The organism is Acinetobacter thutiue, from assembly GCF_030385805.1.
Taxonomy (GTDB): Bacteria; Pseudomonadota; Gammaproteobacteria; order Pseudomonadales; family Moraxellaceae; genus Acinetobacter; species Acinetobacter corruptisaponis.
In genome coordinates, this window is sequence record NZ_JAUDZE010000004.1 from 14,665 (window position 1) to 37,503 (window position 22,839).

Here is a 22,839-nt window from a genome sequence, read left to right on the forward strand (position 1 = left end):
CCTCGGTTCACTAGTCGCGTACGTAAATGCTTTCTACGCCGCCTTCATCCTCATCGTCATCAAAGTCATCCTCATCGTCATCAAAGTCATCCTCATCGTCTTCCAGACCCGCTTCACGCTGAGCCTTACGCATGGCACGATAAGCTTCTTTTGCCGCGATGGTTTGTTCACGTGTTTCAGCCTCAAGCTGCTCACGGAATGCTTTAACTTCTGCTGCATACTCAGGATCTTCAACTTCACGTTCACGCTGTTGCTCAATTTGATCCATAAGGTAATACACAACTTCTTTGGTGCCTTCTGACATAAGGCCAGATGTCTTGAATACTGGACCTGTCCACTGCAATTCATCCAAAATGTGCTGGCACCATTCATCCCTTGATTCTTCAGCAATCTGGTCAAGCTTGTTCAGCACCAGAACCAGTGGAAGTTTTGCCAAGGTTGGAGAGAATTTTTTCAGCTCGCCTAGAATTGCTCTGGCATTGTGTGCAGGGTCAGAACCATCAATCGGCTGGACATCCACAATATGCAACAGTATACGGGTACGCGCCAAGTGTTTAAGGAAGCGAATCCCTAGACCTGCACCCTCTGCCGCACCTTCAATCAATCCTGGAATATCCGCCATCACGAATGAACGATGACGATCCGCATCCACCACACCCAGATTAGGTACCATGGTGGTAAATGGATAGTCTGCCACTTTTGGCTTGGCCGCACTGACTGCGCGGATAAACGTGGATTTACCAGCATTTGGCATGCCCAGCAGGCCAACATCTGCAAGCACTTTTAACTCTAAACGTACTTCACGATATTCGCCCTTGATACCATGTGTGCATTTACGTGGTGAACGGTTGGTCGATGATTTAAAGTGTGTGTTACCTAAACCGCCATCACCGCCATGTGCCACTTTTACACGCTGACCATCCTTGACCAAGTCGCCAATAATGTCGCCAGATTCAGTATCCACGATGGTTGTACCCACAGGTACTTTTAGAATAACGTCCTCACCACCACGACCTGAACAGTTCGCACCAGCACCATTCTTACCACGTTCCGCACGGAATCGACGGGTATAACGGTAATCAACCAGCGTACCAGTATCATCATCGGCCTGGATATAGATACTTCCACCACGTCCCCCATCACCGCCATCGGGACCACCAAATGGGACAAATTTTTCACGGCGAAAACTGGCTACGCCATTGCCACCGTCGCCAGCCTCTACGGTTATGACTGCTTCATCAACAAAGCGCATGTGCCAATCCTCTAAAATCTTAAAAGCGGACTATTTTGCCACATTTTAATAAATTTCTCGAATAGAAAAATCAGCAAATACGTTTCTGGCTTTAAAAAAGCGATATTTCATGGCGTTATGGATGCACATTCTTTAATGGCAAATCCATTTGCATGTCTAGATTGGCTTTGGTTTGCTGAACCGAGTTGAACATGGTGGCATTAAACGAGGAGATATTGTTCAGATTGATGGCATCATTCATATAAAAACTGGGTTTAAACTGATGCTTTACAGGCAGGTTGACCGACTCATCAAAAGCAAAATAAACGGGGCCATCAAATACGATTTTTACAGGAACGGTATATCTTCGCTTCAACTGAAATGGAAGATCCAGCTTGACTGGAACATTGAGTTTTAGGGGAAACTTGGGCAATAGTTTATTTTGATAAATCAGGTCAGTGCTGGTTTCAATCGGAATTACCTCATCCACTTTTAACAAGGTTTCATAATTGATATCCACGGTAATGGGTGTTTCAACCTCAAAACTCAGGTCTGCCAGATATTTTCCTGTTAAAGGCAGTTGCAGAGTACGGTTAATATCGAGGGTTGTATTGAGTTTTCCCTCTGACTTGACCTGCAAATGGTCACCCACCTGAATTTTGGTCACAAGTGATTGTGGCAAACGAATATCCGCCTGCTGTGCAGAAACAATCAACGATGCCTGAATATTGAGATAAAACCAGAATAAGATCGTGACCAGCGTGGTTAAGATCACAAAACTGATTAGCAAACTTTTAAATGATTTGGTGATGTCCATTACTCACCTATTTTCAAGTCTTGTGGAGTTGCTGGTTCATCTACAGGTTCAGTTTTTACACGATTTAAATACATCGTTGACAGAGGAATCTTCAACTCACCCTGAGCAATTTTGACTGGTAAGGTATTTTTTACATCAACAGAAGCGTTTAGTTCAGAGGTAATCGGTACATTCAACTTTCCCTGAATGGGAATATTGGCATTGAGTTGGGCTTTTAATGGAATATTTAGATTTTCTTTCAGGACGGTACGAACAGGCGCATCAAACTTTAAATGTACCTTTTGCTGTAGAGGAACCTGGATATCAATCGGTACATCAAGCTGTAATGGAATCGAACCTTTTAAGGGCAAAGTGACATCCTTACCCAAAATCTTCACCTGAACCTTGGTATCAATCGGCAGACTCTGGTTGACCTTAATGGTTTCCTTAACAGGAATGGTGGTGCTAATCGGGACTAAATTATCAAAATAAACACGTGGAGTCAGTGTCTGGGTTAAGGGAACATTGAGTTGCTCATTGATGGGGATTTGTGCATCCACACGCCCATTCACATCAACATTTAAGGCATCCTGAACTTTTACCCTTACCTGTAGAGGCTCTTGTAAATCAATCGCAACATCCTGATTCTTCAATGGAATATAAATATTAAAATGCTTAAACACCCACATCGCAATATATACGCCACACAAGTTGGCCACCACAATTAAGGCAAATACCGTGAATAAACGTCTGAACTGCAACAATGAAGTATTCCTAACCAATCATCTTCCTTTGTCTCTATTTTCTTTTATTTTAATGTTTTTATCAGCATAGGTTCTGTACAATCAGGATTTCAATGTGCTCAGATCTTCTATTATTTAAATCTATTAGAAGTAGAAAGATAATTTCATAAAAATTTCAATCACGAGCCATACAAAAACTCACAATTATAATGTTAAGTAAATATAGCGGCATTCCACCTATATGCCATAAATAATACAGGAATATAGGAAATGTCATAATTCCTAACCATCTTCCTATTTTCACAAAATATTGAGCTTTGCATAAAAATAGCATCATAAATACAAGACTATCCAATGCAAATAAAAAGATAAAATACTCACTTTTAACTAAACGAGTCATACTATTATTTCTTGTGATCCAATAAAAATCTCCTGTATGCTGGAAATAAATATATTGAAAGATATACCAAACAAAAGAGATAAATACAAAACTGATAAAAAAATTCCCCATAAGTTATGGGTACGATAAAACTGTGGAATGATATACATCTTTGTATTTATTCTAGGTTTGAATGATTGATTATACTTTAGAGCATCCATAGAAAAATGGAAGCCCGATGGCTTCCATTTTTAAAGCTAAAACAAATTATGCATTTGTTTGAGCAGGAATTTTCGCATAGCTTACGCCGCACATTTGTTCAGCAATACGCAATACCTGACAGCTATAACCCACTTCGTTATCGTACCAAACATAGGCAGTTAAACGTGTACCAGAAGTGATTGTTGCCTGTGCATCAAACACACCAGCAGTACGCGAACCGATAAAATCGCTTGATACAACCTCAGTTGAGTTGGTATAACCGATTTGACCTTGTAGGCTAGAGTTGATTGAGATTTGACGAATGTATTCGTTCACTTCTTCACGATCAACTTCTTTCTCTAGGTTTAAGTTCAAGATTGCAAGTGAAACGTTTGGTGTAGGAACACGTACTGAGTTACCCGTCAACTTGCCTTTAAGGCCTGGTAATGCCTTGGCAACCGCTTTTGCAGCACCAGTTTCAGTGATTACCATGTTCAATGTTGCAGCACGACCACGACGGTCAGCCTTGTGGTAGTTATCAATCAGGTTCTGGTCGTTTGTGAACGAGTGAACTGTTTCAACATGACCATTTAATACTTTGTATTTGTCATCCAACACTTTTAGTACAGGTGTAATTGCGTTGGTTGTACAGCTTGCAGCAGAGATGATTTTGTCTTCATCCAGGATATCAGTGTTGTTTACGCCATATACAACGTTCTTCATCTCACCTTTACTTGGTGCAGTCAAAACTACACGTGCAATACCTGGACATTTCAAGTGTTGGTTCAGACCTTCTGCATCACGCCATTTACCCGTGTTGTCGATAAGAAGCGCATTTTCAATACCATAAGCGGTGTAATCCACTTCGCTTGGGCTTGAAGCATAAATGACTTTAATGAAGTTACCATTTGCGATGATTGCTTCATTTTCTTCATCAACAGAGATCGTACCGTCAAAAGTACCGTGAATAGAGTCACGACGTAACAAAGAAGCACGTTTCGCCAAGTCACCATCAGATGATTTACGCACAACGATTGCTTTAAGGCTTAAACCACGCCCCAAGCCTGATTGGCTGATGATTAAACGCGCCAGAATACGACCAATACGGCCAAAACCGTAAAGAACAACATCTTTAGGCTGTTCAGAAGTCGCATTACCCTGAATTGGTGCAACAGCATTTGCAACAAAAGCGTCTACATCACCACCCTGGTTTTTGTATTCAACAGCAAGTTTACCGATATCAACTTCAGCAGAACCGATGTTTTCAATTTTCATCAATGCTTCAAGAATTGGGAACGTGTTGACAACTGAAAGCTCAACATCAACCATACGTGTACGGCGGTGTGTTTTTAAAATCTGAATCACTGAACGGTTAATTAAAGAACGGCCGTAAACAGAAACAACAATATTTTTCTCACGGTATAATTGACCAATTAAAGTAATCATACGTTCCGCGATTTCTTCACGGTTTTTCCAACGACCTTGGTGTTCTGCGTGTAGGGCAACGATAGTGTCTTTGCTCACAGTGACGTCCTCTAATTTATATATACTGGGCGTGAATTTTAAAACGCCATAATTGTAATAGAATTATCATCAATATTGAATCAAAAGCTGCTATTTGAGCTAAGATTTTGTCCTAATTGACTATAAATTCATAAAATACCTATAATTATTTTTGTGATTTTAGGTAAAATTCTTTTTCAATCATCATAATAGCGATGATTTAGTCCAGCCTCATAACAATTTTCCTGATCATTTTGGTTTATAAGGCAGATAAAACCACAGTTTTATTCTTTTTCATCCACATTCAGGCGTTTTGGATAATGCTTTAAGTTCAGTTGCAATTGCTCTTTTCGCTGTCTTTGCTGATAGACATGCACCGCACCCTCAAGCACCAGAACCAAGACTGCCAACCAGATTGGAATATAGGTCAGCCATTCTTCACTACCAATTTCCTCACCCATCATCAATGATACCAGCGCCAAAAGCACAGGTTCCAAATAGCCCAACAGACCAAAAATAATGAGTGGTAAATAGCGGCTGGCCAAGATATAACTTCCCAAGCCTATCGCACTTAAAACACCCAAGCCCATGACAACCAGAACCAGACTTGGCTGCTCCAGAAATTTTAAATAAGGTGTATTACCTGTTTGGGTAAAGAAAATCGCAATAGGGAGTATTAATAATAAATCCCACCAAAAACCGCCCAAATTATCTGTTTTTATTTTTCTACGAATCACGAAATAAGCGGTATAACCAATCGCAACCAGAGCTGTTTCCCAGGCAATATGTCCTAAACGCCATATCTCATGCCCTACCCCAAAGACCGCCAACAATACAGCGACAAACTGAAACCGAGACAGTTTCTCACCATATAAAAAACGCCCTGCAAGTACCAACACCAATGGCAAAAGGAAATAGCCGAGTGAAACCTGTAAACCACGGCCATGCATCGGTCCCCATAAAAACAGCCATAACTGTGCAGAAGTGAGTATTGAGGTGGTCATTAACACCAGAAGTAAAGCTGGCTTTGCGATAATTCTTTTAAAAATTGCCTGAATATGACTTAAGTCGCCACTTAGCCACATAAATAAAGTCAGAAATGGCAAAGTGGAGATTATTCGCCAGCCAAAGGTCTGCTCACTGTCAAATGCACCCAATAACTGCGTATAAAAATACAAGACACCAAACGTTACCGAGGCCAAAACTGAATAAGCAATTCCTTTAAGCATTTTGAACCTCTACGACTGGAAAAATCTGCAAAAATACGTGATTTATCCACTATATAAAAATAAAAAAACCATGCAAGCATGGTTTAAACGGAATCAGTATATCTTAATTTAGCGATGTTCAGGGTAAATCACATCATGAATATCATAGCCCAATGATTTCGCATAATTTAAATATTCATGGATAATTTCTTTTTTCGGATTCGGAATACGGGAAAGCACCCATAAATACTTACGGCGTGGTTCACCCACCAATACCGTCTGATAATCCTCATCCAGTTTTAAAATCCAGTAATCTCCACGACCGACAGGAATCCAGCGCACACCCTCAGGTAAAAAACTGACTTTTAATTTACTGTTAAATGGCGCATTCACCACAAAGGCTTCACCTAGGGACTGTTGTAAATTACCATCCTGATCAGCGCATTTATTGTCAACCACGATGTTGCCATTTTCATTCAGCGTATAGGTTGCCGTGACGTTAAATGCGCATTTACGCTCAAAAAACATTGGCTTTCGGGCCACCTCATACCAAACACCCAAATACTTATCGAGTTCTACTTTTTCAACAGTGGGTAAAGGTTTTGCCTGGGCATAGGCAATTGTTCCTACAGCCAACCCCGTTAAAACTGCACCGCCCACTGCTATTTTTGCTAAACGCCAACTTGCCTTTGGGAAACTTTTAATAAATGGCATCAGAAATCCTCAAAACAGAAATTTGTTATAAATGGTCATTCGTTCTGTAACATAGCCCAATTTATAAACAAATTCTGTTGCGATATGTATCGCCTTTGAGGATTTCTCTTAAAAATCAAGATTGCAGCATGTGTGCCTTTAAACGAACGATCTCATCACGGAGTCTTGCAGCCTGCTCAAACTGTAGCTCCTTGGATGCCTTTAACATTTCCTTTTCCAGTTTGCCAATGTGCTTCGCAAACAATTTTGGATCAGATAAAAGATGCTGTTCATCAGCACTGATTGCCTTGTGTTGATCAACAATTTTTTCATCAACCTGATCATCACTTAACACTTCACCTGTATCAATTTCCTTGATCACCTGACGAACAGCACTACGTGGGGTAATTCCATGTAATTCATTAAACTCGATCTGTTTATTACGACGGCGTTCTGTTTCATCCATTGCCTTACGCATGGAGTCAGTGATGCGGTCCGCATATAAAATTGCTTTACCTTTCACATTACGGGCAGCACGTCCAATGGTTTGGATCAAGGAACGCTCAGAACGTAGAAAGCCTTCTTTGTCCGCATCCAGAATTGCCACCAACGACACTTCTGGCATATCCAGACCTTCACGCAACAGGTTAATGCCGACCAGTACGTCATGCACACCTGTCCGCAATTCATGGATAATCTTAACCCGTTCAACGGTATCAATATCTGAATGTAGATATGCCACCTTGATACCATATTCTTTCAAATATGAAGTTAAGTCCTCTGCCATACGTTTAGTTAATGTGGTAACCAGCACACGCTCATTCACCTGTTTACGAATGTTGATTTCAGACAAGACATCATCCACCTGTGTCAACACAGGACGAACCTCGATCTCAGGATCAATCAACCCTGTTGGACGTACCACCTGCTCAACAATCTGTTCTGATTTCTCCAGTTCATAACGTGCTGGCGTTGCACTGACAAAAACTGTGGTCGGCACAATCCGTTCCCATTCCTCAAAGCGCATTGGACGGTTATCCAAGGCACTTGGCAAACGGAAACCATAATTCACCAGATTTTCTTTACGGGAACGGTCTCCCTTATACATCGCACCAATCTGAGGAACAGTGACATGCGATTCATCAATGATCAGCAACGCATCTTCAGGGATATAATCAAACAAGGTGGGTGGTGCTTCACCTGCTGTACGACCTGACAAATGACGTGAGTAGTTTTCAATCCCATTGGTATAGCCCAACTGCTGCATCATCTCCAGATCATAACGGGTACGCTGCTCAATACGTTGCGCTTCCAGTAACTTGTCATGATCCTTGAAGAACTTAAGCTGGTCTTTTAACTCATCCTTGATGGTATCAATGGCACGGGTTAAATGGTCTTTCGGCGTAACATAGTGGCTCTTTGGATAAATGGTCACACGCGGCACTTTACGCACCAGTTTTCCAGTCAATGGATCAAACCAGCGGATTGAGTCCACCTCATCATCGAACAATTCCACCCGAATCGCATCCTGATCTGATTCAGCAGGGAAAATATCAATGATTTCACCACGGATACGATATGTACCACGTAGAAACTCCAATTCGTTACGGGTATATTGCATTTCCACCAGACGGCGAATGATGTCATCACGGCTGACCCGATCACCCTGCACAATATGCAACAGCATCTGCATGTAGGCGTTTGGATCACCCAAACCATAAATGGCAGAAACCGAAGCCACAATGATGGCATCACGGCGTTCCAGCAAAGCACGGGTTGCAGAGAGCCGCATCTGGTCAATATGGTCATTGATGGCGGAATCTTTTTCAATAAACGTATCTGATGAGGGTACGTAGGCTTCTGGCTGATAGTAATCGTAGTAACTAACGAAATACTCCACCGCATTGTTTGGGAAGAAAGCCTTAAACTCACCATAAAGCTGTGCTGCAAGCGTTTTGTTATGCGCCATCACAATGGTGGGTCGCTGGGTTTGGGCAATCACATTGGCCATGGTGTAGGTTTTACCTGAACCCGTTACCCCAAGCAGCAACTGATTACGAAAACCCTGTTCAATCCCACTTACAAGCTTCTCAATCGCCTGAGGTTGATCACCTGCTGGCTGGTAGTTGGTGACTAACTCAAAAGGTTGGTTTTCGCTCACAGGCTCATTCCTACACTAAATTTAATCTTTATTTATGGGGTGAGATACATTCAATTTAAAGTATCTGATGAACAATTTCTTAAAATCTTTTGTGTTATTGAATTTCATATATTTTACTTGACCATCAGCCTAATCAACTGCAACATGAATGTATACTCTATTTCAATGATAACAATATGTCTTACCAATACCATGATGAAAGCATTGTCACCGAACTGCCCGAAGATACTGTTTTTGTATTTGGCAGTAACTTAGCTGGCATACACGACAGTGGTGCTGCACGGGTTGCAGCCCAACATTTTGCAGCAGTCAAAGGTGTGGGACGTGGCTGGGCTGGACAGACTTTTGCGATTCCAACGTTAAACGAACATTTACAACAAATGCCACTGTCACAAATTGAGCATTATGTAGATGATTTTAAAATCTATGCCAAAAACCATCCAAAGATGAAATACTTTTTAACAGCACTCGGTTGTGGTATTGCAGGTTATAAAGTCTCTGAAATTGCCCCTTTATTTAAGGGGATTCATTCCAATGTGATTTTTCCTGAATCATTTCGTCCATATATTGAAGAAGATGCGGTTGCCCAATTTCCCAATTTAACTGCTCAAACAGTACATGCCTTTATTAATGACGAAGTGATTTTTTACTTCAATCACGGCTATGAATCCTTTGAAGAGGCTTTAGATAAAACCCACTTATCGGCTGCGGAAAAAGCAATTGCCCTTGTTGTTTTAAATGAAGAGCTTTATCCACGTGATCGCTATGGGCGTGGCCGTGAACATGAAATCACTGATATTTTAGGCAAACTGAATGGAAAGATTTTCAATTTCCAAAGTAATTCCGAAGGTGCAATGATTTTTGTCAGCGTGATTATTGCCTTAATGGAACTCTATGATATTGATGAATATGATTTTATTAAACTTTGGCGTGGCGAGTTAGAAATACAACATCCACTCAACCGAAACCGCCATTAAAATAAAAAAGCCAATCATTCACTGATTGGCTTTTTTCTAACGTTTCCCCATCGAACGACGAGTTCCACGTGGTGGCATCCAGGTTCGGTCTGCATACTGCTCAGGCTTTGGGCGAACCTGATTATGCGCCACGTCCTCAAAATCATCTTGAGCGGATGGCATCGGGAATGGTAATTTCACCAAAGCTTTTTTGGCTTTTGGTTGTTGCGTACTCATTGAAATTCTCTCGAAATCTAAATTTCTAGTCGCTATTGTAATGGATTTTTGTCAGTTTTATAAAAATAAAATATGTAAAAAACCAAAGCATTCATACAACTTATATTTTGGTAACTTTTTATTCGATTAAGGCAAGTTTTGACCACAATAACCTTGATTTAAGCTAAGATAACCTGCTTTTTATTTTTCAATCCCATAAGAAGGAATAATGCCGTGGACGTACGTCTCTCTGATCGTGTCAATGCTATCAAACCGTCCCCTACACTTGCAGTAACAAACAAGGCCGCCGAGCTTAAAGCTGCTGGTAAAAACGTGATTGGTTTAGGTGCAGGCGAACCAGACTTTGATACCCCTCAACACATCAAAGATGCTGCAATTGAAGCGATTAACAAAGGCTTTACAAAATATACAGCGGTAGACGGTACTCCAAGCTTAAAAAAAGCAATTATTGCCAAATTAAAACGTGACAATAATTTAGATTATCAAGCAAACCAGATTTTGGTGTCTTGTGGCGGTAAGCAAAGCTTCTTTAACCTAGCACTGGCCTTGTTAAACAAAGGTGATGAAGTCATCATTCCTGCGCCATTCTGGGTAAGCTATCCTGATATGGTGATCATTGCTGAGGGTACACCAGTAATTGTGAAATGTGGTGAAGAACAACGCTTCAAAATCACACCTGAACAATTAGAAGCTGCCATCACACCAAATACACGTTTGTTGGTACTCAACAGTCCATCAAACCCAACAGGCATGATCTACACCAAGGCTGAACTAGAAGCTTTGGCTGATGTGCTTCGTCGCCACCCACAAGTATTGATTGCTTCTGACGACATGTATGAACCAATCCGTTGGGAAGATGAGTTCTACAACATCGCCACAATTGCTCCAGATTTATATGACCGTACCATCGTGCTTAATGGTGTGTCAAAAGCATATGCAATGACAGGCTGGCGTATTGGCTATGCGGCTGGTCCTGCAAAATTGATTGGTGCAATGAAGAACATCCAGTCTCAGTCTACGTCTAACCCAACCTCAATTTCACAGGTTGCGGCAGAAGCGGCATTGAATGGTCCACAAGACGTTCTTCAACCAATGATTGAAGCGTTTAAACGCCGTCATGACTTGGTGGTAAATGGCTTAAATGAAATCAACGGTATCTCTTGCCTCCCTGCTGATGGTGCATTCTATGCCTACGCTAACATCCGTCCATTGATTCGTGCAAAAGGCATGAAATCTTGCACAGAATTCTCCGAGTGGTTACTTGAAGAAACTGGCGTTGCGGTTGTTCCTGGCGACGCATTTGGTTTAGGTGGTTTTATGCGTATTTCTTATGCAACTGCTGATGAAGTATTAGTTGATGCCTTAGCACGTATCAAGAAAGCAGCTGACTCAATTGATGGTGTAGATGCGGCGATCGCATCAATTGAAGCTGAAAAAGCAGCAAAATAATCATACTGTAAATTAAAAAGAAGCTTCTTAATGAAGCTTCTTTTTTTATGTCTATCCTGCTTTTAATAACCAAATCTTAGTTCGGGCTTGAAGATTCACCATTAAATAAGGCAACCACATCTGCTTCAGTCAATTTCTTGGTTGAGTTCTGGAACGCATAGAATTCAGGTTTGGAGTCGATATAGATTTCCATATCAAAATGCAAATCCTTTGGCGGCTCATTCAATGAAAACGCGTTGATATTGCAATAACCTTGATCTTTGGTACGCCAAAACAAAGTTGTGCCACAGGCGTTGCAGAAACCACGTTCTCCCCAAGCTGATGAGTTATAGACTGCAAGATGTTCCTGCTTTAAAAATTTTAAACTGCCCTGCTCCACATCAATGGTCATAATCACCCCACTGGTCTGCCTACGACAGATTGAGCAATGGCATGCATGTACATCATGATTCTTTAATTCAACTTCAAAGGTGGTCTCACCACAAACACATTGCCCTTTCATTATAGATTTACCTTTTGTTCAAAATAGTTATAAATGAATTTTTAGATAGAATAGAACAAACTGTGTATTTAGCAAGTTCATCATCTTATAAAATCATAAAATACTGAACAAACATCATTTAATCTTGGTCATATTAGAGGATTAGATCGTGTTAGGTAATTGTATGAAAACAGGCAATTAAGCAATTGCCTGATTCTGTTTAAACACTTTTGGCCGATGGCATAAATGGCTGAATACTGCATATTGCCAAATACTTTTTACCTGTATGGACACGATTTTCTTCTCTGCAACAGACCAGGCCAATGCGGTGTTTGCACCCAAGAATAACTCTCCACCCAGTTGAAATACATATAGAGGAGAGCTTTCATTTACGTTCAATGTATTTTTTTGAACAAGCAAATTGTTTGGGTTCTGAATTTTCCATTTATGTCCAAACCATAGCTGCAACAAATCTCCTAAAAACAACGGCTGTTGCCTAAAAGGAAAAGTGTTAACAAATGCATTTTCAACTGCTGTGTAATACTGTTCAGGATTCTGAATAATCTGGAGATAATTTTGTTGATAAAAGAAAAGATTTGAGAAAATAGATTGAATACTAAGAGTAGTCATTTTGACCTCCGATTTAGCCATTTTAGTGCTGGCAAGTTGGGTTAAATCCACACTGTTTAGATCAATATCCAAACGTTCTTTCTGTCTTGACTCTAGCAATTACCTGATTAAAGTTCAAGTTATTTATACCATTTCACCTTAATTGTGCAAATAAAAAGCATACGACATCAAAATGAAAGAAACATGACATTTTTAACTTGACCGATTTCAAAAGCCGCCTATAATGGCACTCAGATTCTCCCATAGCTCAGTCGGTAGAGCGACGGACTGTTAATCCGCAGGTCCCTGGTTCGAGCCCAGGTGGGAGAGCCAAGATTCTAAAAACCCACTCTTTTTGAGTGGGTTTTTTCTTGCGGGTAATTTAATCAGAATATGTTTGCATCGAATCAATTCATTTTTGTACTGATTGGCTGTATCAGCACAGTTTTACTTTTAATCAGTTGCCTGCGCTCTTTCTTTCCCAAACAAAAATTCTTTCCCCGCCCTGTCATTACCACATTTGAATCACAAATGTTCCTGCGATTAAAACAGGCATTTCCCCATTACCATATATTGGCCCAGGTTGCCTTTAGTGCACTGATCACAAGTGAGCATTACAATATCCGTAGTAAATTCAATCGCAAGGTCACGGACTTTGTTATTTTAGATCAGGAAATGCGGGTTATTGCAGTGGTTGAGCTTGATGATCCAAGCCATATTGGAAAGGAACTTAAAGATCAGAAACGTGACCGTATGCTAAAAGAAGCAGGTTATCGGGTACAACGCTATACGCAAATTCCATCCATTAAACAGTTACAGATGGATATTCGCTGATTTAAAAATGCGGTAAAGCTACTGCTCTGTTTTTGCAGCTTGCTCAGCCTTTTTCTGCTCTTCGAATTTCTTGGCAATTTCAGCATGTTGCTGGTCATATTTTTTCTTGGTTTCCGCATCACTCTTTGCAGCAAGAAATGCCATACCTACAATAAAAATTGGAATTGCCAAACCCAACCCCATCAACAACCAAGGTATCGGCTTTTTTTCAACAGTTTTTTGACTCATGGATTATTCCAACTTAAATTGCAGGCTTCAAGGAGTGTAACAATATAACAAAAAAGAGCCTCTATAAAGAGACTCTTTTTCTATAGTTTATTGGCTTATTGAGCTGGCATATAAAGTTTAACAAAATCCCTTAACTGACCAGTTTGTGTTGCATAAAGAATTGCACCTGTATGAGAACCATTCACCACAGGAGCACTTGCACTTGGTGCAATTGGCACTGGAATCATACTGACATTTGTACCTGCTTTTGACATTTTATCGTACAGATCATAAGTCACAGTATAAGGTACATTGGTGTCATAGACTCCTTGAACGATCAGAATTGGTTTGTTCAGTTTTTTCGTTGTTGGCTGGCTATAGTCGCTGAGGAACTTCTTCACAACCTCATCTGTTTCGAATTCTTCCCGATTAATTCCTGGATAGTCCATAACTTTCTTGTCTGGATTCGCTGCTATAAAGGCCTGAATATCTTTGCTGTATTCATCCTGAATTTCATCCAGACATTCAGTTTTTGCCAAATCGGCAATGGTCTTGGCTTTGGCACTGCCAAACATATTCTGGTAATTGAATGTTGGCTCATAAGCTGTAATTCCAACCCCAGCTAATGCGGCATAAGACAATAATGTCGCATAGGTTTCAATCGCAACAGGCTGTGACAAGCCATTAATTGCAGCAGGTGCAACATTCAGGATAATTTCGCCTAAGCTTGATGCTGGTGCACCAGCAACCGCACCTTTATAGCTTGCATCTGCATTGGCATATTCAGCAACACCCAATGAAGCCTGTCCGCCTTGTGACTGGCCTACAGACATCCACGCGCCATTCAGTTTGGTGCCATAATGCTCTTTGGCTGCTTTTACTGCATAGATTGCAGATTTAGCCTCGCTCGGCAGGTTCAGGTAAGGATGTTCACCCTCTCCTCCCAAGCCCTCATAGTCAGGCGCCACAATTACATAACCCTGACCCAATAGATCCTTGGCAATATAGTCATTGAATCGATCACCCAATCCTGCATTGCTTGGTGCACATTTGTCAGCTCCGCCCAATGTGCCATGCGTCCACACAATCACCCGATAACCATCTTTAGGTGGAGCAATCGTTGGGAAATAGACAAGTGCTGAGGTTTCCACAGTCTTACCCAAGACATTTGGCATTTTATATTTAATGACTTTAACTGAATCAGCTTGAGGTACTTCTTTCAAAGTGTCTGCTTCATTCACATAAGCTGTTTCTGAAACATAAGAGGATGGTGTAGAGGGTTGTGAATTATTATCGCTGCCACTACCACCACCATTATTACATGCAGTTAAAAATAATGAAGCTGTTAACGTAGAAATTGCTAAAGTAATATTAGACCGTTTCATAAAATATCCTTTTAGTCCTTGTCTTTTTTATACATGACGCTACATGCCATTCTATTAATACATAAAAAAAGTGCCCTGCATAGGACACTTTTCTATTAATTCATTATTTCAGCTTATGAATTCTAAAAAAATTCCGATAAAAATAATCATTCCAACCCAACGATTGTGACGGAATGCCCAAAAACAGATTTGAGGGTTCCGATCTTTTGTTTTGAACGCCTGATAAATAAAATCTGCCGCAACCACAAGCAATGCAATCAGCCCAAAAGGAATCAGAATATTTTCCAGATAGAATGCTGTCCCAATCAATCCAAGACTGATTGCCTGTAACAAAGCAATAATCTGGATATCGTAACGGCCAAACAGGATGGCAGTCGATTTCACCCCAATTTTCAAGTCATATTCACGATCAGTAATCGCATATTGAGTATCATAGGCTACTGTCCACGCCAAATTGCCAAAATATAACAACCAGCAGGTTAAATCAGGTGTTTGCCCCACTGCGGTATAGGCCATGGGAATTGACCATGAGAATGCAGCACCCAGAAATACCTGAGGTAAATGGGTATAGCGCTTCATAAAAGGGTAAATAAAGGCTAAAAACAATGCCCCAAAAGACCAGTAAAAGGTTTCTATGGGTAAGAAAAGCAACAGAAAAGCACTCGCCCCAACCAATCCCAGAAACACAAAAACAGCTTCACGGGGACGGATGATTCCTGTAGCCAAAGGACGGGTTTTGGTGCGCTCCACATGTGCATCAACTTTTCGGTCAGCAAAGTCATTGATGGCACAACCAGCTGCTCGCATAAAAAAACAGCCTAAAATCATGATTACAAGTACTTTTAAATCAGGAATACCCTTTGAAGCAATCCATAATGCCCACATTGTCGGCCACAAAACCAGTTCTGTACCAATCGGGTTATCAAAACGACATAAATAGTAATAGGCTTCTAAACGCTGCCGCCAAGAAATATGTTGCACTGTTTCCATGAAGAATCCTTAGAGTCAATGCTGTCGAATAAACTGTTCAAAAGCAGGTAAGAATGTTTCTTGCACAATAAATTTACAACCGTGCCATGTATAGCAACTTTGCCTAGTCCAACCCTCTGCAAGATAGATCACACGTCGCTCACACTTAGGGTCTGTACGCTGAAATAAGAACCACCCAATCGGTTTGTTCCTGATATGCTTAAATATACGCGCTTTTTTTTGCAAACTTAGAATCGGAAAAATACTTTTGGCTTTTACCCAAGCTTCGGACTCACTACCATAAAGATTGGTTTCTCTTACCCATGCGATATGCTGATAAGGCATCCGCATCCACTGGCTGTCCGTAAAAGTTAGACGTTGATAATGTTCTTTTATTCGTTCTACATGAAACTCACCACCACCCAAATCGGTGAGTTGCTGTGTTAATGAACCTGACGCATACAACCATTTTTTTAATTCAGCTGGGATCTCTTTGCCCTTTATTCTGTTTGGTCGTAAATTTCGCATGCTTGGCTCACTAAAAACATCGCAACTAGTTTACATGAATTTCTTTGGAAAAAGCGTATGACTTTCAATTGAATCAAAAACATAAAAAAAGCTCGCCGAAGCGAGCTTTTTTAAACTAGATATATTACAGGCTGTAGTACATATCAAATTCAACTGGGTGAGTAGTCGTATTAAGACGACGTACATCTTCAGTTTTAAGTTCGATATATGCATCAAGCATTTCTTTAGTGAATACACCACCTTTCAACAAGAACTCGTGATCCGCTTCAAGTGCAGCAATTGCCATTTCTAAGTTATGAGCAACTGTTGGGATTTTTGCTTCTTCTTCAGGAGGAAGATCATACAAGTTCTTGTCAGCAGCTTCACCTGGATGGATCTTGTTCTGGATACCATCAAGACCAGCCATCAACAATGCCGCAAAACCTAAGTATGGGTTCATTAATGGATCTGGGAAACGTGCTTCGATACGCTTGCCTTTAGGGCTAGAAACGTAAGGAATACGGATAGAAGCAGAACGGTTACGTGCTGAGTAAGCAAGCATAATCGGAGCTTCATAGTGTGGAACTAAACGCTTATAAGAGTTTGTACCTGGGTTGGTAATTGCATTCAATGCACGAGCGTGCTTGATGATACCACCAATGAAGAATAATGCCATTTCAGACAAACCAGCATATTCATCACCAGCAAACAGGTTCTTGCCATCTTTAGAGATAGACATATGAACGTGCATACCAGAACCGTTATCACCTACCATTGGCTTAGGCATGAATGTAGCAGTTTTACCATATTGATGCGCAACGTTCCAAACTGCATATTTGAACTGCTGAACTTCGTCCGCTTTACGAACCATGGTGTTGAAGCTCACACCAATTTCTAATTGGCAAGAAGCAACTTCGTGGTGATGTACTTCTACACGACCTGGCCCCATGATGTCTTCGATACGTGCACACATTTCAGCACGCATGTCTTGATGAGAATCAACTGGAGGAACTGGGAAGTAACCGCCTTTCACACGTGGACGGTGACCAGAGTTACCAGCTTCATAATCTTTACCAGTCGACCATGCAGCTTCTTCAGCGATCAATGTGTGGCGAGCGCCAGACATGTCGATATCCCACTTCACTTCGTCAAAAACGAAGAATTCTGGTTCTGGACCAAAGAATGCAGTATCACCGATACCAGTAGATTTTAAATATTCTTCAGCACGACGAGCAATCGAACGTGGGTCACGCTCGTAACCTTGACCAGTTGAAGGCTCAATAACGTCACAAGTTACAACAACTGTTGGCTCAGCAAAGAACGGGTCAAGGAAACCTGTTTCAGCATCTGGACGCAGGATCATGTCAGATGCTTCAATGCCTTTCCAGCCAGCGATTGAAGAACCATCAAACATTTTACCATCTTCAAAGGTATCTTCATCAATGGTGTCGGCTGGGTAAGTGACGTGCTGCTCTTTACCCTTAGTATCAGTAAAGCGAAAATCGACCCATTTTGCGCCACTTTCTTTGATGAGTTGAAGGACCTTGTTCGCCATGCTCATTTGCTCCAATGAAATTTTGTGCACCTGTTAAGTGCGTGTTAGTTGTTGATGTATAATTAGCAATTACCATACCAACAATTTTAAAGGATACCTAAAACATTGAAATTCTTTGCAGAAAAAATGCTTTAGGCTCCATGTCCCATGTCTACTATAATGTTTGCTTTCACAAATGCACCATATTCATACATTTCTACATTGGTTCGTCTCCAAAACAGACACAACGAACCAAAACAGTGCAAAACATATAACAAAGAACCAATGTAGTGCCAATTACGCCATCTTTGGTTGGCCTAAATTGGCTTTTTATATCATTCTTTTCAGTTTGATTCCAATCAATTCAATTCGACTTTCAATTCAGGTGTGCCATTTTTTACTAAGCCCTTAAATTAAAAAAATTTATTCTGCATTTTTCTGTCTTTTATTTACACATTTTTATCCTCATCCAAATCATCATTACTCGAAATATTCAGCATTGCCCATTTATTTTTTGCTATGATTATTTTCCTCTATCATGAGTGAATATTTTTATTCGTTATAGCGATTAAAAAATAAGACCAGCTGATAGATTTATTTAAGATCACAACACAATAAAGTGTACATTTTTCAAAAGGTTAAAGTCATGCTTCTGATGATCGACAACTACGATTCTTTTACCTACAACATCGTTCAGTACTTTGGCGAGTTGAATCAGGAAGTAAAAGTTGTTCGTAATGATCAAGTCACATTAGAGGATATCGAACGATGGCAGCCTAAATATCTAGTGATTGGCCCTGGCCCATGTTCCCCGACCGAAGCAGGAATTTCCATTCCAGCCATCAATCATTTTGCAGGAAAAATTCCGTTGCTGGGCGTTTGTCTAGGGCATCAGGCGATTGGTCAGGCTTTTGGCGGCAATATTATCCGTGCCAAAACCGTGATGCATGGTCGTTTATCAGATATGCACCATAGCAATAAGGGTATTTTTAGCAATTTACCCTCGCCTTTTGCTGCGACACGTTACCATTCATTGGTGATTGAACAGGAAACATTGCCAGATTGTCTTGAAGTGACCTGCTGGACCAATCAGCCAGATGGCACGATTGAAGAAATTATGGGTGTAAAGCATAAAACGCTTGCTGTTGAGGGGGTTCAGTTTCATCCAGAGTCCATCCTGAGCCAGCATGGACACCAGATTTTTAAGAATTTTTTAGAGATTTATGCATAAATGAACATTCAACAAGCATTGAATCATATTACCAAAAACATTCATTTGACCCAGCCGCAAATGGAAGATGTCATGCGTAGCATTATGCAGGGTGAAGCCACCGACGCCCAGATTGGCGCATTGATGATGGGTTTGCGCATGAAAGGCGAAAGTATTGATGAAATCACGGCTGCGGCACGGATTATGCGTGAGTTTGCCATCAAGATCGATGTCAGCGATATTCCCCATTTGGTCGATATTGTGGGAACAGGCGGTGATGGCCAAAACCTGTTTAATGTCTCCACTGCCTCAAGTTTCGTGATTGCTGCTGCGGGTGCGACCATCGCAAAGCATGGCAATCGAGGTGTGTCCAGCAAATCGGGTTCATCGGATGTACTTGAGCAAATGGGGATTCAGCTTGATCTGGATATGCAACAGACTGAACGTTGTATCCGTGAAATGGGCGTCGGTTTCCTGTTTGCACCGAATCATCACAAGGCCATGCGCTATGCCGTTGCCCCGCGTCGTGAACTGGGTATTCGCAGTATCTTTAATTTATTGGGTCCTTTAACCAATCCTGCTGGTGTCAATCGTTTTGTGATAGGTGTGTTTTCCGATGAACTGTGTCTTCCAATTGCTGAGGTTTTAAAACAGCTGGGTGCGGTACACGTCATGGTCGTGCATTCCAGAGACGGTCTGGATGAAATCAGTCTGGCTGCACCCACCACAGTCGCTGAACTCAAAGATGGTGAAATTACTGAATGGACACTGACACCTGATGAAGTTGGGATTCCATCACAAACGCTGACAGGTTTGGTGGTAGATAGTTCAGAAGAAAGCTTAAAGTTAATTAAGGATGCTTTAAGTCGTGATAAATCTGAAATCGGTGAAAAAGCAGCCAATATGATTGCACTGAATGCGGGTGCAGGAATTTACGTGGCTGGTATTACCAAGACCTATAAACAGGCCGTCGAGCTGGCTCAGGATATTCTCTATGGCGGACAGGCTCTAGAAAAAATGAGTATCTTGGGTGAATTTACCAAAACATTAAAACAATATCAGGCAGACTAAGGATTTCTCATGATCGATATTCAAAATACCATTTTAGGTAAAATTGTTGACCGCAAACATGAGGAACTGGCAGCACGTTTAAAACAACGTAGCTTGCATGATGTTGAAGAATGGGCAAAGGCTGCAACACCAGTGCGCGGTTTTGCCAATGCATTACAACATAAGCGCCCCGCTGTGATTGCTGAAATTAAGAAAGCATCACCCTCCAAAGGTGTGATTCGTGCGGATTTTAATCCTGCTGCAATTGCACAACAGTATGAACAGGCAGGCGCAGCGTGTTTATCTGTATTGACAGATGTGGATTTCTTTCAGGGTGCGGATGAAAATATTGCAATTGCACGCAATAATTGTACCCTACCTGCTTTACGTAAGGACTTCCTGATTGATCCTTATAATGTGGTAGAGGCACGAGCCTTACATGCAGACTGTATTTTATTGATTGTGGCATGTTTGTCTGATCAACAGCTAGAAGAAATGTCTAAAACAGCATTTGAACATCAACTGGATGTATTAGTTGAGGTGCATGATGAACATGAACTGGAACGTGCTTTAAAGTTATCTGAGCAATGTATTCTCGGTGTAAACAACCGTAATTTAAAAACCTTTGATGTGGATTTAAATACTTCATTGCTGTTAAAAGCCTTATTACCAGCATCTCGTCTATTGGTCACTGAAAGTGGTATTGCCACCCCTGCTGATGTTGAAATGATGCAGGCCAATCAGATCCATACTTTCCTTGTTGGCGAAAGTTTTATGAAACAGCCTCGTCCTGATCAGGCGTTTACAGAATTGTTTGGGAAACCAGAACAAATTTAAGTCATATTTTTGATCATACACAAGCCCAATCCAGATTGGGCTTTTAACATGCAAAACCTTAAACCCAGTTTTCCAGTTTTAATCTCTCTATACGTTCAAACTCTTTGGTATTATTGGTGACCAATACCATATCTAAGGCCAGTGCATGTGCTGCAATCAGCATATCCAGACTCCCTATGGTCTGACCTTTTGATTGAAGATCATGGCGTAATTGAGCGTAATGCCAAATCGCCTGCTCATCGTAAGGTAAAATTTCTAAAGGCGATAAAAACTTTTTCAGTGCCTGTTTATTTCTCTCTGAACAAGATTTTTCCACTCCAAAAGCCAGCTCAGATGCTGTAATACTGGAAACCGCGAGCTGTCCAAGCGGGTATTGCCTAAAACGTTCAAACACCTGTTGCGGTTTATGATTGATCACATAGATACAAATATTTGTGTCCAAGAGATAAATCACTTGAAATCCTCACGGGATTGCTCCCCCTGATCCGCGCGCTCCAGTTGGAATCCATCTTCAAATTCATCAATGGCTTCCAGCATGATATCCCAGGGATTTTCGATCGGCAGCAATAAGACCCCACGACCAAAACTTTTGATCGCAACTTCATGACTATTAAAACGAAAGGCCTTGGGTAATCGAACAGCTTGACTTCGACCTGTCTGAAAAATTTTAGCAATTTCCATTATTATTCTCCTACTAAAATACATATCAATGATAGATATCATAACATTAAATTATTTTTGGAGAAATAGTGTTTTAATCCAGTATTCAGGACGCTCAAAATAATCCAGATTCAACCTAAAATGTTCATAAAATCTAAATTGCATTCTCCTGAAAATAGGTGCTTTATATTTATTATCTCGTCAAAATATATCAATACTGTAGGATGCAATTCAGTTCAAATCATCATAGATTCAGTCTATAATTTTCGATCTATCTCATATCTTGCATATTTTTCTGAAATTATGAGTAAACATGATTCATCGCTTTCTAAAGATCAGTTTAACCTGCTAAAGGCCTTTAAAAAGCAAATTTCCAACCCTCAATCCAGCGCGGTTGCCAAACAGGCTGAGTCAAAAAAAACTCAGGTTGCTGTTGAAGAGTTGGAAGATACCGAGCTTTTTAAAAAAGCACTGGTCGGTGTAAAACCTATCGCCAATGATAATATTGCCAATACCAAAACCACCCGCAGCAAAAAGGTGGATGCCCAGACATTGGCAAAACGGGCCGCGGCTGAGGGTTCTGCCGAACAGGAACATACTGAGATTTCAGATACCCAGGCCATCCTGAATCCTGTTGCAAGCCAAGCTGCTTTAAGCTATCGGATTGCAACCTTGCAGCATAAAGTTTTTGAGGATTTAAAAGCAGGCAAAATACGCTGGTTTGAGGCAGTGGATTTGCATGGCTGTACCGTTGAGCAGGCACGAGCCGCAGTTCTACAAATTATCCAGATCGCAAAAGATGCAAATCAAAATGTCATTAAAATCGTGCATGGCAAAGGCCCAGAAGCGATTTTAAAAACCTATGTCAATGGTTGGCTCAGACAACATCGTGATGTATTGGCTTTTGTCAGCGCACCTGAAAATCAGGGCGGTACAGGTGCAGTTTTGGTGCTGCTTAAACGTGCTGAAAAAAATCCAAAGTACAATCAGTAATCGGCA

The 22,839-nt window shown here is 40.9% G+C and carries 24 protein-coding genes and 1 tRNA gene; 8 read left to right on the top strand and 17 right to left on the bottom strand.

What is annotated here, in order from left to right; genetic code table 11:
- Positions 1 to 10: 10 nt before the first annotated feature.
- The 7 genes from cgtA to uvrB form a co-directional block, all read right to left on the bottom strand.
- Positions 11 to 1,252: an Obg family GTPase CgtA gene (cgtA, locus tag QTA56_RS10420; protein ID WP_267980893.1), complete on the bottom strand. Its 1,242-nt coding sequence runs from the start codon at positions 1,250 to 1,252 to the stop codon at positions 11 to 13.
- A 115-nt stretch (positions 1,253 to 1,367) separates the two neighbouring features.
- The gene (locus QTA56_RS10425) at positions 1,368 to 2,048 is read right to left on the bottom strand and encodes a hypothetical protein (protein WP_267980894.1); all 681 of its coding nucleotides are present in this window, start codon (positions 2,046 to 2,048) and stop codon (positions 1,368 to 1,370) included.
- Positions 2,048 to 2,791 (bottom strand): MFS transporter, encoded by a 744-nt coding sequence (locus tag QTA56_RS10430; protein ID WP_267980895.1) that lies wholly within the window; start codon positions 2,789 to 2,791, stop codon positions 2,048 to 2,050. The genes QTA56_RS10425 and QTA56_RS10430 overlap by 1 nt, the downstream gene beginning before the upstream one ends.
- Before the next feature lie 625 nt (positions 2,792 to 3,416).
- Positions 3,417 to 4,874 carry a glyceraldehyde-3-phosphate dehydrogenase gene (locus QTA56_RS10435; RefSeq protein WP_267980896.1) on the bottom strand — a complete coding sequence of 486 codons (1,458 nt, stop codon included), beginning with the start codon at positions 4,872 to 4,874 and terminating at the stop codon, positions 3,417 to 3,419.
- A 263-nt stretch (positions 4,875 to 5,137) separates the two neighbouring features.
- Positions 5,138 to 6,082 (bottom strand): EamA family transporter RarD, encoded by a 945-nt coding sequence (rarD, locus tag QTA56_RS10440; protein ID WP_267980897.1) that lies wholly within the window; start codon positions 6,080 to 6,082, stop codon positions 5,138 to 5,140.
- Between the two features lie 108 nt (positions 6,083 to 6,190).
- Positions 6,191 to 6,775 (bottom strand): lipocalin family protein, encoded by a 585-nt coding sequence (locus QTA56_RS10445; RefSeq protein WP_267980898.1) that lies wholly within the window; start codon positions 6,773 to 6,775, stop codon positions 6,191 to 6,193.
- 115 nt (positions 6,776 to 6,890) lie between these two features.
- Positions 6,891 to 8,915, bottom strand: a complete 2,025-nt coding sequence (gene uvrB / locus QTA56_RS10450) for an excinuclease ABC subunit UvrB (protein WP_267980899.1) — start codon at positions 8,913 to 8,915, stop codon at positions 6,891 to 6,893.
- Between the two features lie 176 nt (positions 8,916 to 9,091).
- On the opposite strand from uvrB, the gene QTA56_RS10455 reads away from it, so the two are divergent.
- Complete coding sequence (locus QTA56_RS10455; RefSeq protein ID WP_267980900.1) at positions 9,092 to 9,892, top strand: A1S_2505 family phage non-structural protein; 801 nt, start codon at positions 9,092 to 9,094, stop codon at positions 9,890 to 9,892.
- A 36-nt stretch (positions 9,893 to 9,928) separates the two neighbouring features.
- Here QTA56_RS10455 and QTA56_RS10460 read toward each other — a convergent pair whose 3' ends face one another.
- On the bottom strand, positions 9,929 to 10,108 hold the full coding sequence (locus QTA56_RS10460) for a hypothetical protein (protein WP_267980901.1): 180 nt from the start codon (positions 10,106 to 10,108) through the stop codon (positions 9,929 to 9,931).
- A 213-nt stretch (positions 10,109 to 10,321) separates the two neighbouring features.
- Between QTA56_RS10460 and QTA56_RS10465 the strand changes: the two genes are divergently transcribed.
- Positions 10,322 to 11,557 (top strand): pyridoxal phosphate-dependent aminotransferase, encoded by a 1,236-nt coding sequence (locus tag QTA56_RS10465; protein ID WP_267980902.1) that lies wholly within the window; start codon positions 10,322 to 10,324, stop codon positions 11,555 to 11,557.
- Positions 11,558 to 11,633: 76 nt separating this feature from the next.
- Here the strand turns inward: QTA56_RS10465 and QTA56_RS10470 are convergent, their stop codons facing one another.
- Positions 11,634 to 12,059, bottom strand: coding sequence for a GFA family protein (locus QTA56_RS10470; RefSeq protein WP_267980903.1), 426 nt, complete (start codon positions 12,057 to 12,059; stop codon positions 11,634 to 11,636).
- A 177-nt stretch (positions 12,060 to 12,236) separates the two neighbouring features.
- Positions 12,237 to 12,668 carry a hypothetical protein gene (locus tag QTA56_RS10475; RefSeq protein ID WP_267980904.1) on the bottom strand — a complete coding sequence of 144 codons (432 nt, stop codon included), beginning with the start codon at positions 12,666 to 12,668 and terminating at the stop codon, positions 12,237 to 12,239.
- Between the two features lie 236 nt (positions 12,669 to 12,904).
- On the opposite strand from QTA56_RS10475, the gene QTA56_RS10480 reads away from it, so the two are divergent.
- Together QTA56_RS10480 and QTA56_RS10485 are read left to right on the top strand one after the other, a co-directional pair.
- Positions 12,905 to 12,980: transfer RNA gene (locus QTA56_RS10480), tRNA-Asn, on the top strand.
- A 60-nt stretch (positions 12,981 to 13,040) separates the two neighbouring features.
- Positions 13,041 to 13,481 (top strand): DUF2726 domain-containing protein, encoded by a 441-nt coding sequence (locus QTA56_RS10485; RefSeq protein ID WP_267980905.1) that lies wholly within the window; start codon positions 13,041 to 13,043, stop codon positions 13,479 to 13,481.
- 18 nt (positions 13,482 to 13,499) lie between these two features.
- On the opposite strand, the gene QTA56_RS10490 is transcribed toward QTA56_RS10485, so the two are convergent.
- From QTA56_RS10490 to glnA, 5 genes are all read right to left on the bottom strand, one after another.
- Positions 13,500 to 13,709, bottom strand: a complete 210-nt coding sequence (locus tag QTA56_RS10490) for a hypothetical protein (RefSeq protein WP_267980906.1) — start codon at positions 13,707 to 13,709, stop codon at positions 13,500 to 13,502.
- A 95-nt stretch (positions 13,710 to 13,804) separates the two neighbouring features.
- Complete coding sequence (locus QTA56_RS10495) at positions 13,805 to 15,073, bottom strand: alpha/beta hydrolase family protein (RefSeq protein ID WP_267980907.1); 1,269 nt, start codon at positions 15,071 to 15,073, stop codon at positions 13,805 to 13,807.
- 108 nt (positions 15,074 to 15,181) lie between these two features.
- The gene (gene ubiA, locus QTA56_RS10500) at positions 15,182 to 16,063 is read right to left on the bottom strand and encodes a 4-hydroxybenzoate octaprenyltransferase (protein WP_267980908.1); all 882 of its coding nucleotides are present in this window, start codon (positions 16,061 to 16,063) and stop codon (positions 15,182 to 15,184) included.
- 15 nt (positions 16,064 to 16,078) lie between these two features.
- Positions 16,079 to 16,570: a chorismate--pyruvate lyase family protein gene (locus QTA56_RS10505; protein ID WP_267980909.1), complete on the bottom strand. Its 492-nt coding sequence runs from the start codon at positions 16,568 to 16,570 to the stop codon at positions 16,079 to 16,081.
- Positions 16,571 to 16,694: 124 nt separating this feature from the next.
- On the bottom strand, positions 16,695 to 18,110 hold the full coding sequence (gene glnA / locus QTA56_RS10510; protein ID WP_171062418.1) for a type I glutamate--ammonia ligase: 1,416 nt from the start codon (positions 18,108 to 18,110) through the stop codon (positions 16,695 to 16,697).
- Positions 18,111 to 18,729: 619 nt separating this feature from the next.
- Between glnA and QTA56_RS10515 the strand changes: the two genes are divergently transcribed.
- Genes QTA56_RS10515 through trpC form a run of 3 tightly spaced genes read left to right on the top strand, consistent with a single transcriptional unit; the run spans position 18,730 to position 21,180 of the window.
- On the top strand, positions 18,730 to 19,314 hold the full coding sequence (locus tag QTA56_RS10515) for an anthranilate synthase component II (RefSeq protein ID WP_267980910.1): 585 nt from the start codon (positions 18,730 to 18,732) through the stop codon (positions 19,312 to 19,314).
- Positions 19,315 to 20,364 carry an anthranilate phosphoribosyltransferase gene (trpD, locus tag QTA56_RS10520; protein ID WP_267980911.1) on the top strand — a complete coding sequence of 350 codons (1,050 nt, stop codon included), beginning with the start codon at positions 19,315 to 19,317 and terminating at the stop codon, positions 20,362 to 20,364.
- A 9-nt stretch (positions 20,365 to 20,373) separates the two neighbouring features.
- A complete protein-coding gene (gene trpC / locus QTA56_RS10525; protein ID WP_267980912.1) occupies positions 20,374 to 21,180 on the top strand; it encodes an indole-3-glycerol phosphate synthase TrpC in 807 nt (268 codons plus the stop codon).
- 58 nt (positions 21,181 to 21,238) lie between these two features.
- Here the strand turns inward: trpC and vapC are convergent, their stop codons facing one another.
- Both vapC and QTA56_RS10535 read right to left on the bottom strand, forming a co-directional pair.
- Positions 21,239 to 21,634 (bottom strand): type II toxin-antitoxin system tRNA(fMet)-specific endonuclease VapC, encoded by a 396-nt coding sequence (vapC, locus tag QTA56_RS10530; RefSeq protein WP_267980913.1) that lies wholly within the window; start codon positions 21,632 to 21,634, stop codon positions 21,239 to 21,241.
- Complete coding sequence (locus QTA56_RS10535; RefSeq protein WP_267980914.1) at positions 21,631 to 21,861, bottom strand: antitoxin; 231 nt, start codon at positions 21,859 to 21,861, stop codon at positions 21,631 to 21,633. Before QTA56_RS10535 ends, vapC begins: the two co-directional genes overlap by 4 nt.
- 282 nt (positions 21,862 to 22,143) lie before the next feature.
- On the opposite strand from QTA56_RS10535, the gene QTA56_RS10540 reads away from it, so the two are divergent.
- On the top strand, positions 22,144 to 22,833 hold the full coding sequence (locus QTA56_RS10540; RefSeq protein ID WP_267980915.1) for a Smr/MutS family protein: 690 nt from the start codon (positions 22,144 to 22,146) through the stop codon (positions 22,831 to 22,833).
- The last annotated feature ends 6 nt before the right edge of the window (positions 22,834 to 22,839 follow it).

Coding starts and splice junctions, on each gene's coding strand:
- cgtA (WP_267980893.1), bottom strand. CDS start 1,252: ATGCGCTTTGTTGATGAAGCAGTCATAACCGTAGAGGCTGGCGACGGT.
- QTA56_RS10425 (WP_267980894.1), bottom strand. CDS start 2,048: ATGGACATCACCAAATCATTTAAAAGTTTGCTAATCAGTTTTGTGATC.
- rarD (WP_267980897.1), bottom strand. CDS start 6,082: ATGCTTAAAGGAATTGCTTATTCAGTTTTGGCCTCGGTAACGTTTGGT.
- QTA56_RS10445 (WP_267980898.1), bottom strand. CDS start 6,775: ATGCCATTTATTAAAAGTTTCCCAAAGGCAAGTTGGCGTTTAGCAAAA.
- QTA56_RS10455 (WP_267980900.1), top strand. CDS start 9,092: ATGTCTTACCAATACCATGATGAAAGCATTGTCACCGAACTGCCCGAA.
- QTA56_RS10460 (WP_267980901.1), bottom strand. CDS start 10,108: ATGAGTACGCAACAACCAAAAGCCAAAAAAGCTTTGGTGAAATTACCA.
- QTA56_RS10470 (WP_267980903.1), bottom strand. CDS start 12,059: ATGAAAGGGCAATGTGTTTGTGGTGAGACCACCTTTGAAGTTGAATTA.
- QTA56_RS10475 (WP_267980904.1), bottom strand. CDS start 12,668: ATGACTACTCTTAGTATTCAATCTATTTTCTCAAATCTTTTCTTTTAT.
- QTA56_RS10485 (WP_267980905.1), top strand. CDS start 13,041: ATGTTTGCATCGAATCAATTCATTTTTGTACTGATTGGCTGTATCAGC.
- QTA56_RS10490 (WP_267980906.1), bottom strand. CDS start 13,709: ATGAGTCAAAAAACTGTTGAAAAAAAGCCGATACCTTGGTTGTTGATG.
- QTA56_RS10495 (WP_267980907.1), bottom strand. CDS start 15,073: ATGAAACGGTCTAATATTACTTTAGCAATTTCTACGTTAACAGCTTCA.
- ubiA (WP_267980908.1), bottom strand. CDS start 16,063: ATGGAAACAGTGCAACATATTTCTTGGCGGCAGCGTTTAGAAGCCTAT.
- QTA56_RS10505 (WP_267980909.1), bottom strand. CDS start 16,570: ATGCGAAATTTACGACCAAACAGAATAAAGGGCAAAGAGATCCCAGCT.
- glnA (WP_171062418.1), bottom strand. CDS start 18,110: ATGAGCATGGCGAACAAGGTCCTTCAACTCATCAAAGAAAGTGGCGCA.
- QTA56_RS10515 (WP_267980910.1), top strand. CDS start 18,730: ATGCTTCTGATGATCGACAACTACGATTCTTTTACCTACAACATCGTT.
- trpD (WP_267980911.1), top strand. CDS start 19,315: ATGAACATTCAACAAGCATTGAATCATATTACCAAAAACATTCATTTG.
- trpC (WP_267980912.1), top strand. CDS start 20,374: ATGATCGATATTCAAAATACCATTTTAGGTAAAATTGTTGACCGCAAA.
- QTA56_RS10535 (WP_267980914.1), bottom strand. CDS start 21,861: ATGGAAATTGCTAAAATTTTTCAGACAGGTCGAAGTCAAGCTGTTCGA.
- QTA56_RS10540 (WP_267980915.1), top strand. CDS start 22,144: ATGAGTAAACATGATTCATCGCTTTCTAAAGATCAGTTTAACCTGCTA.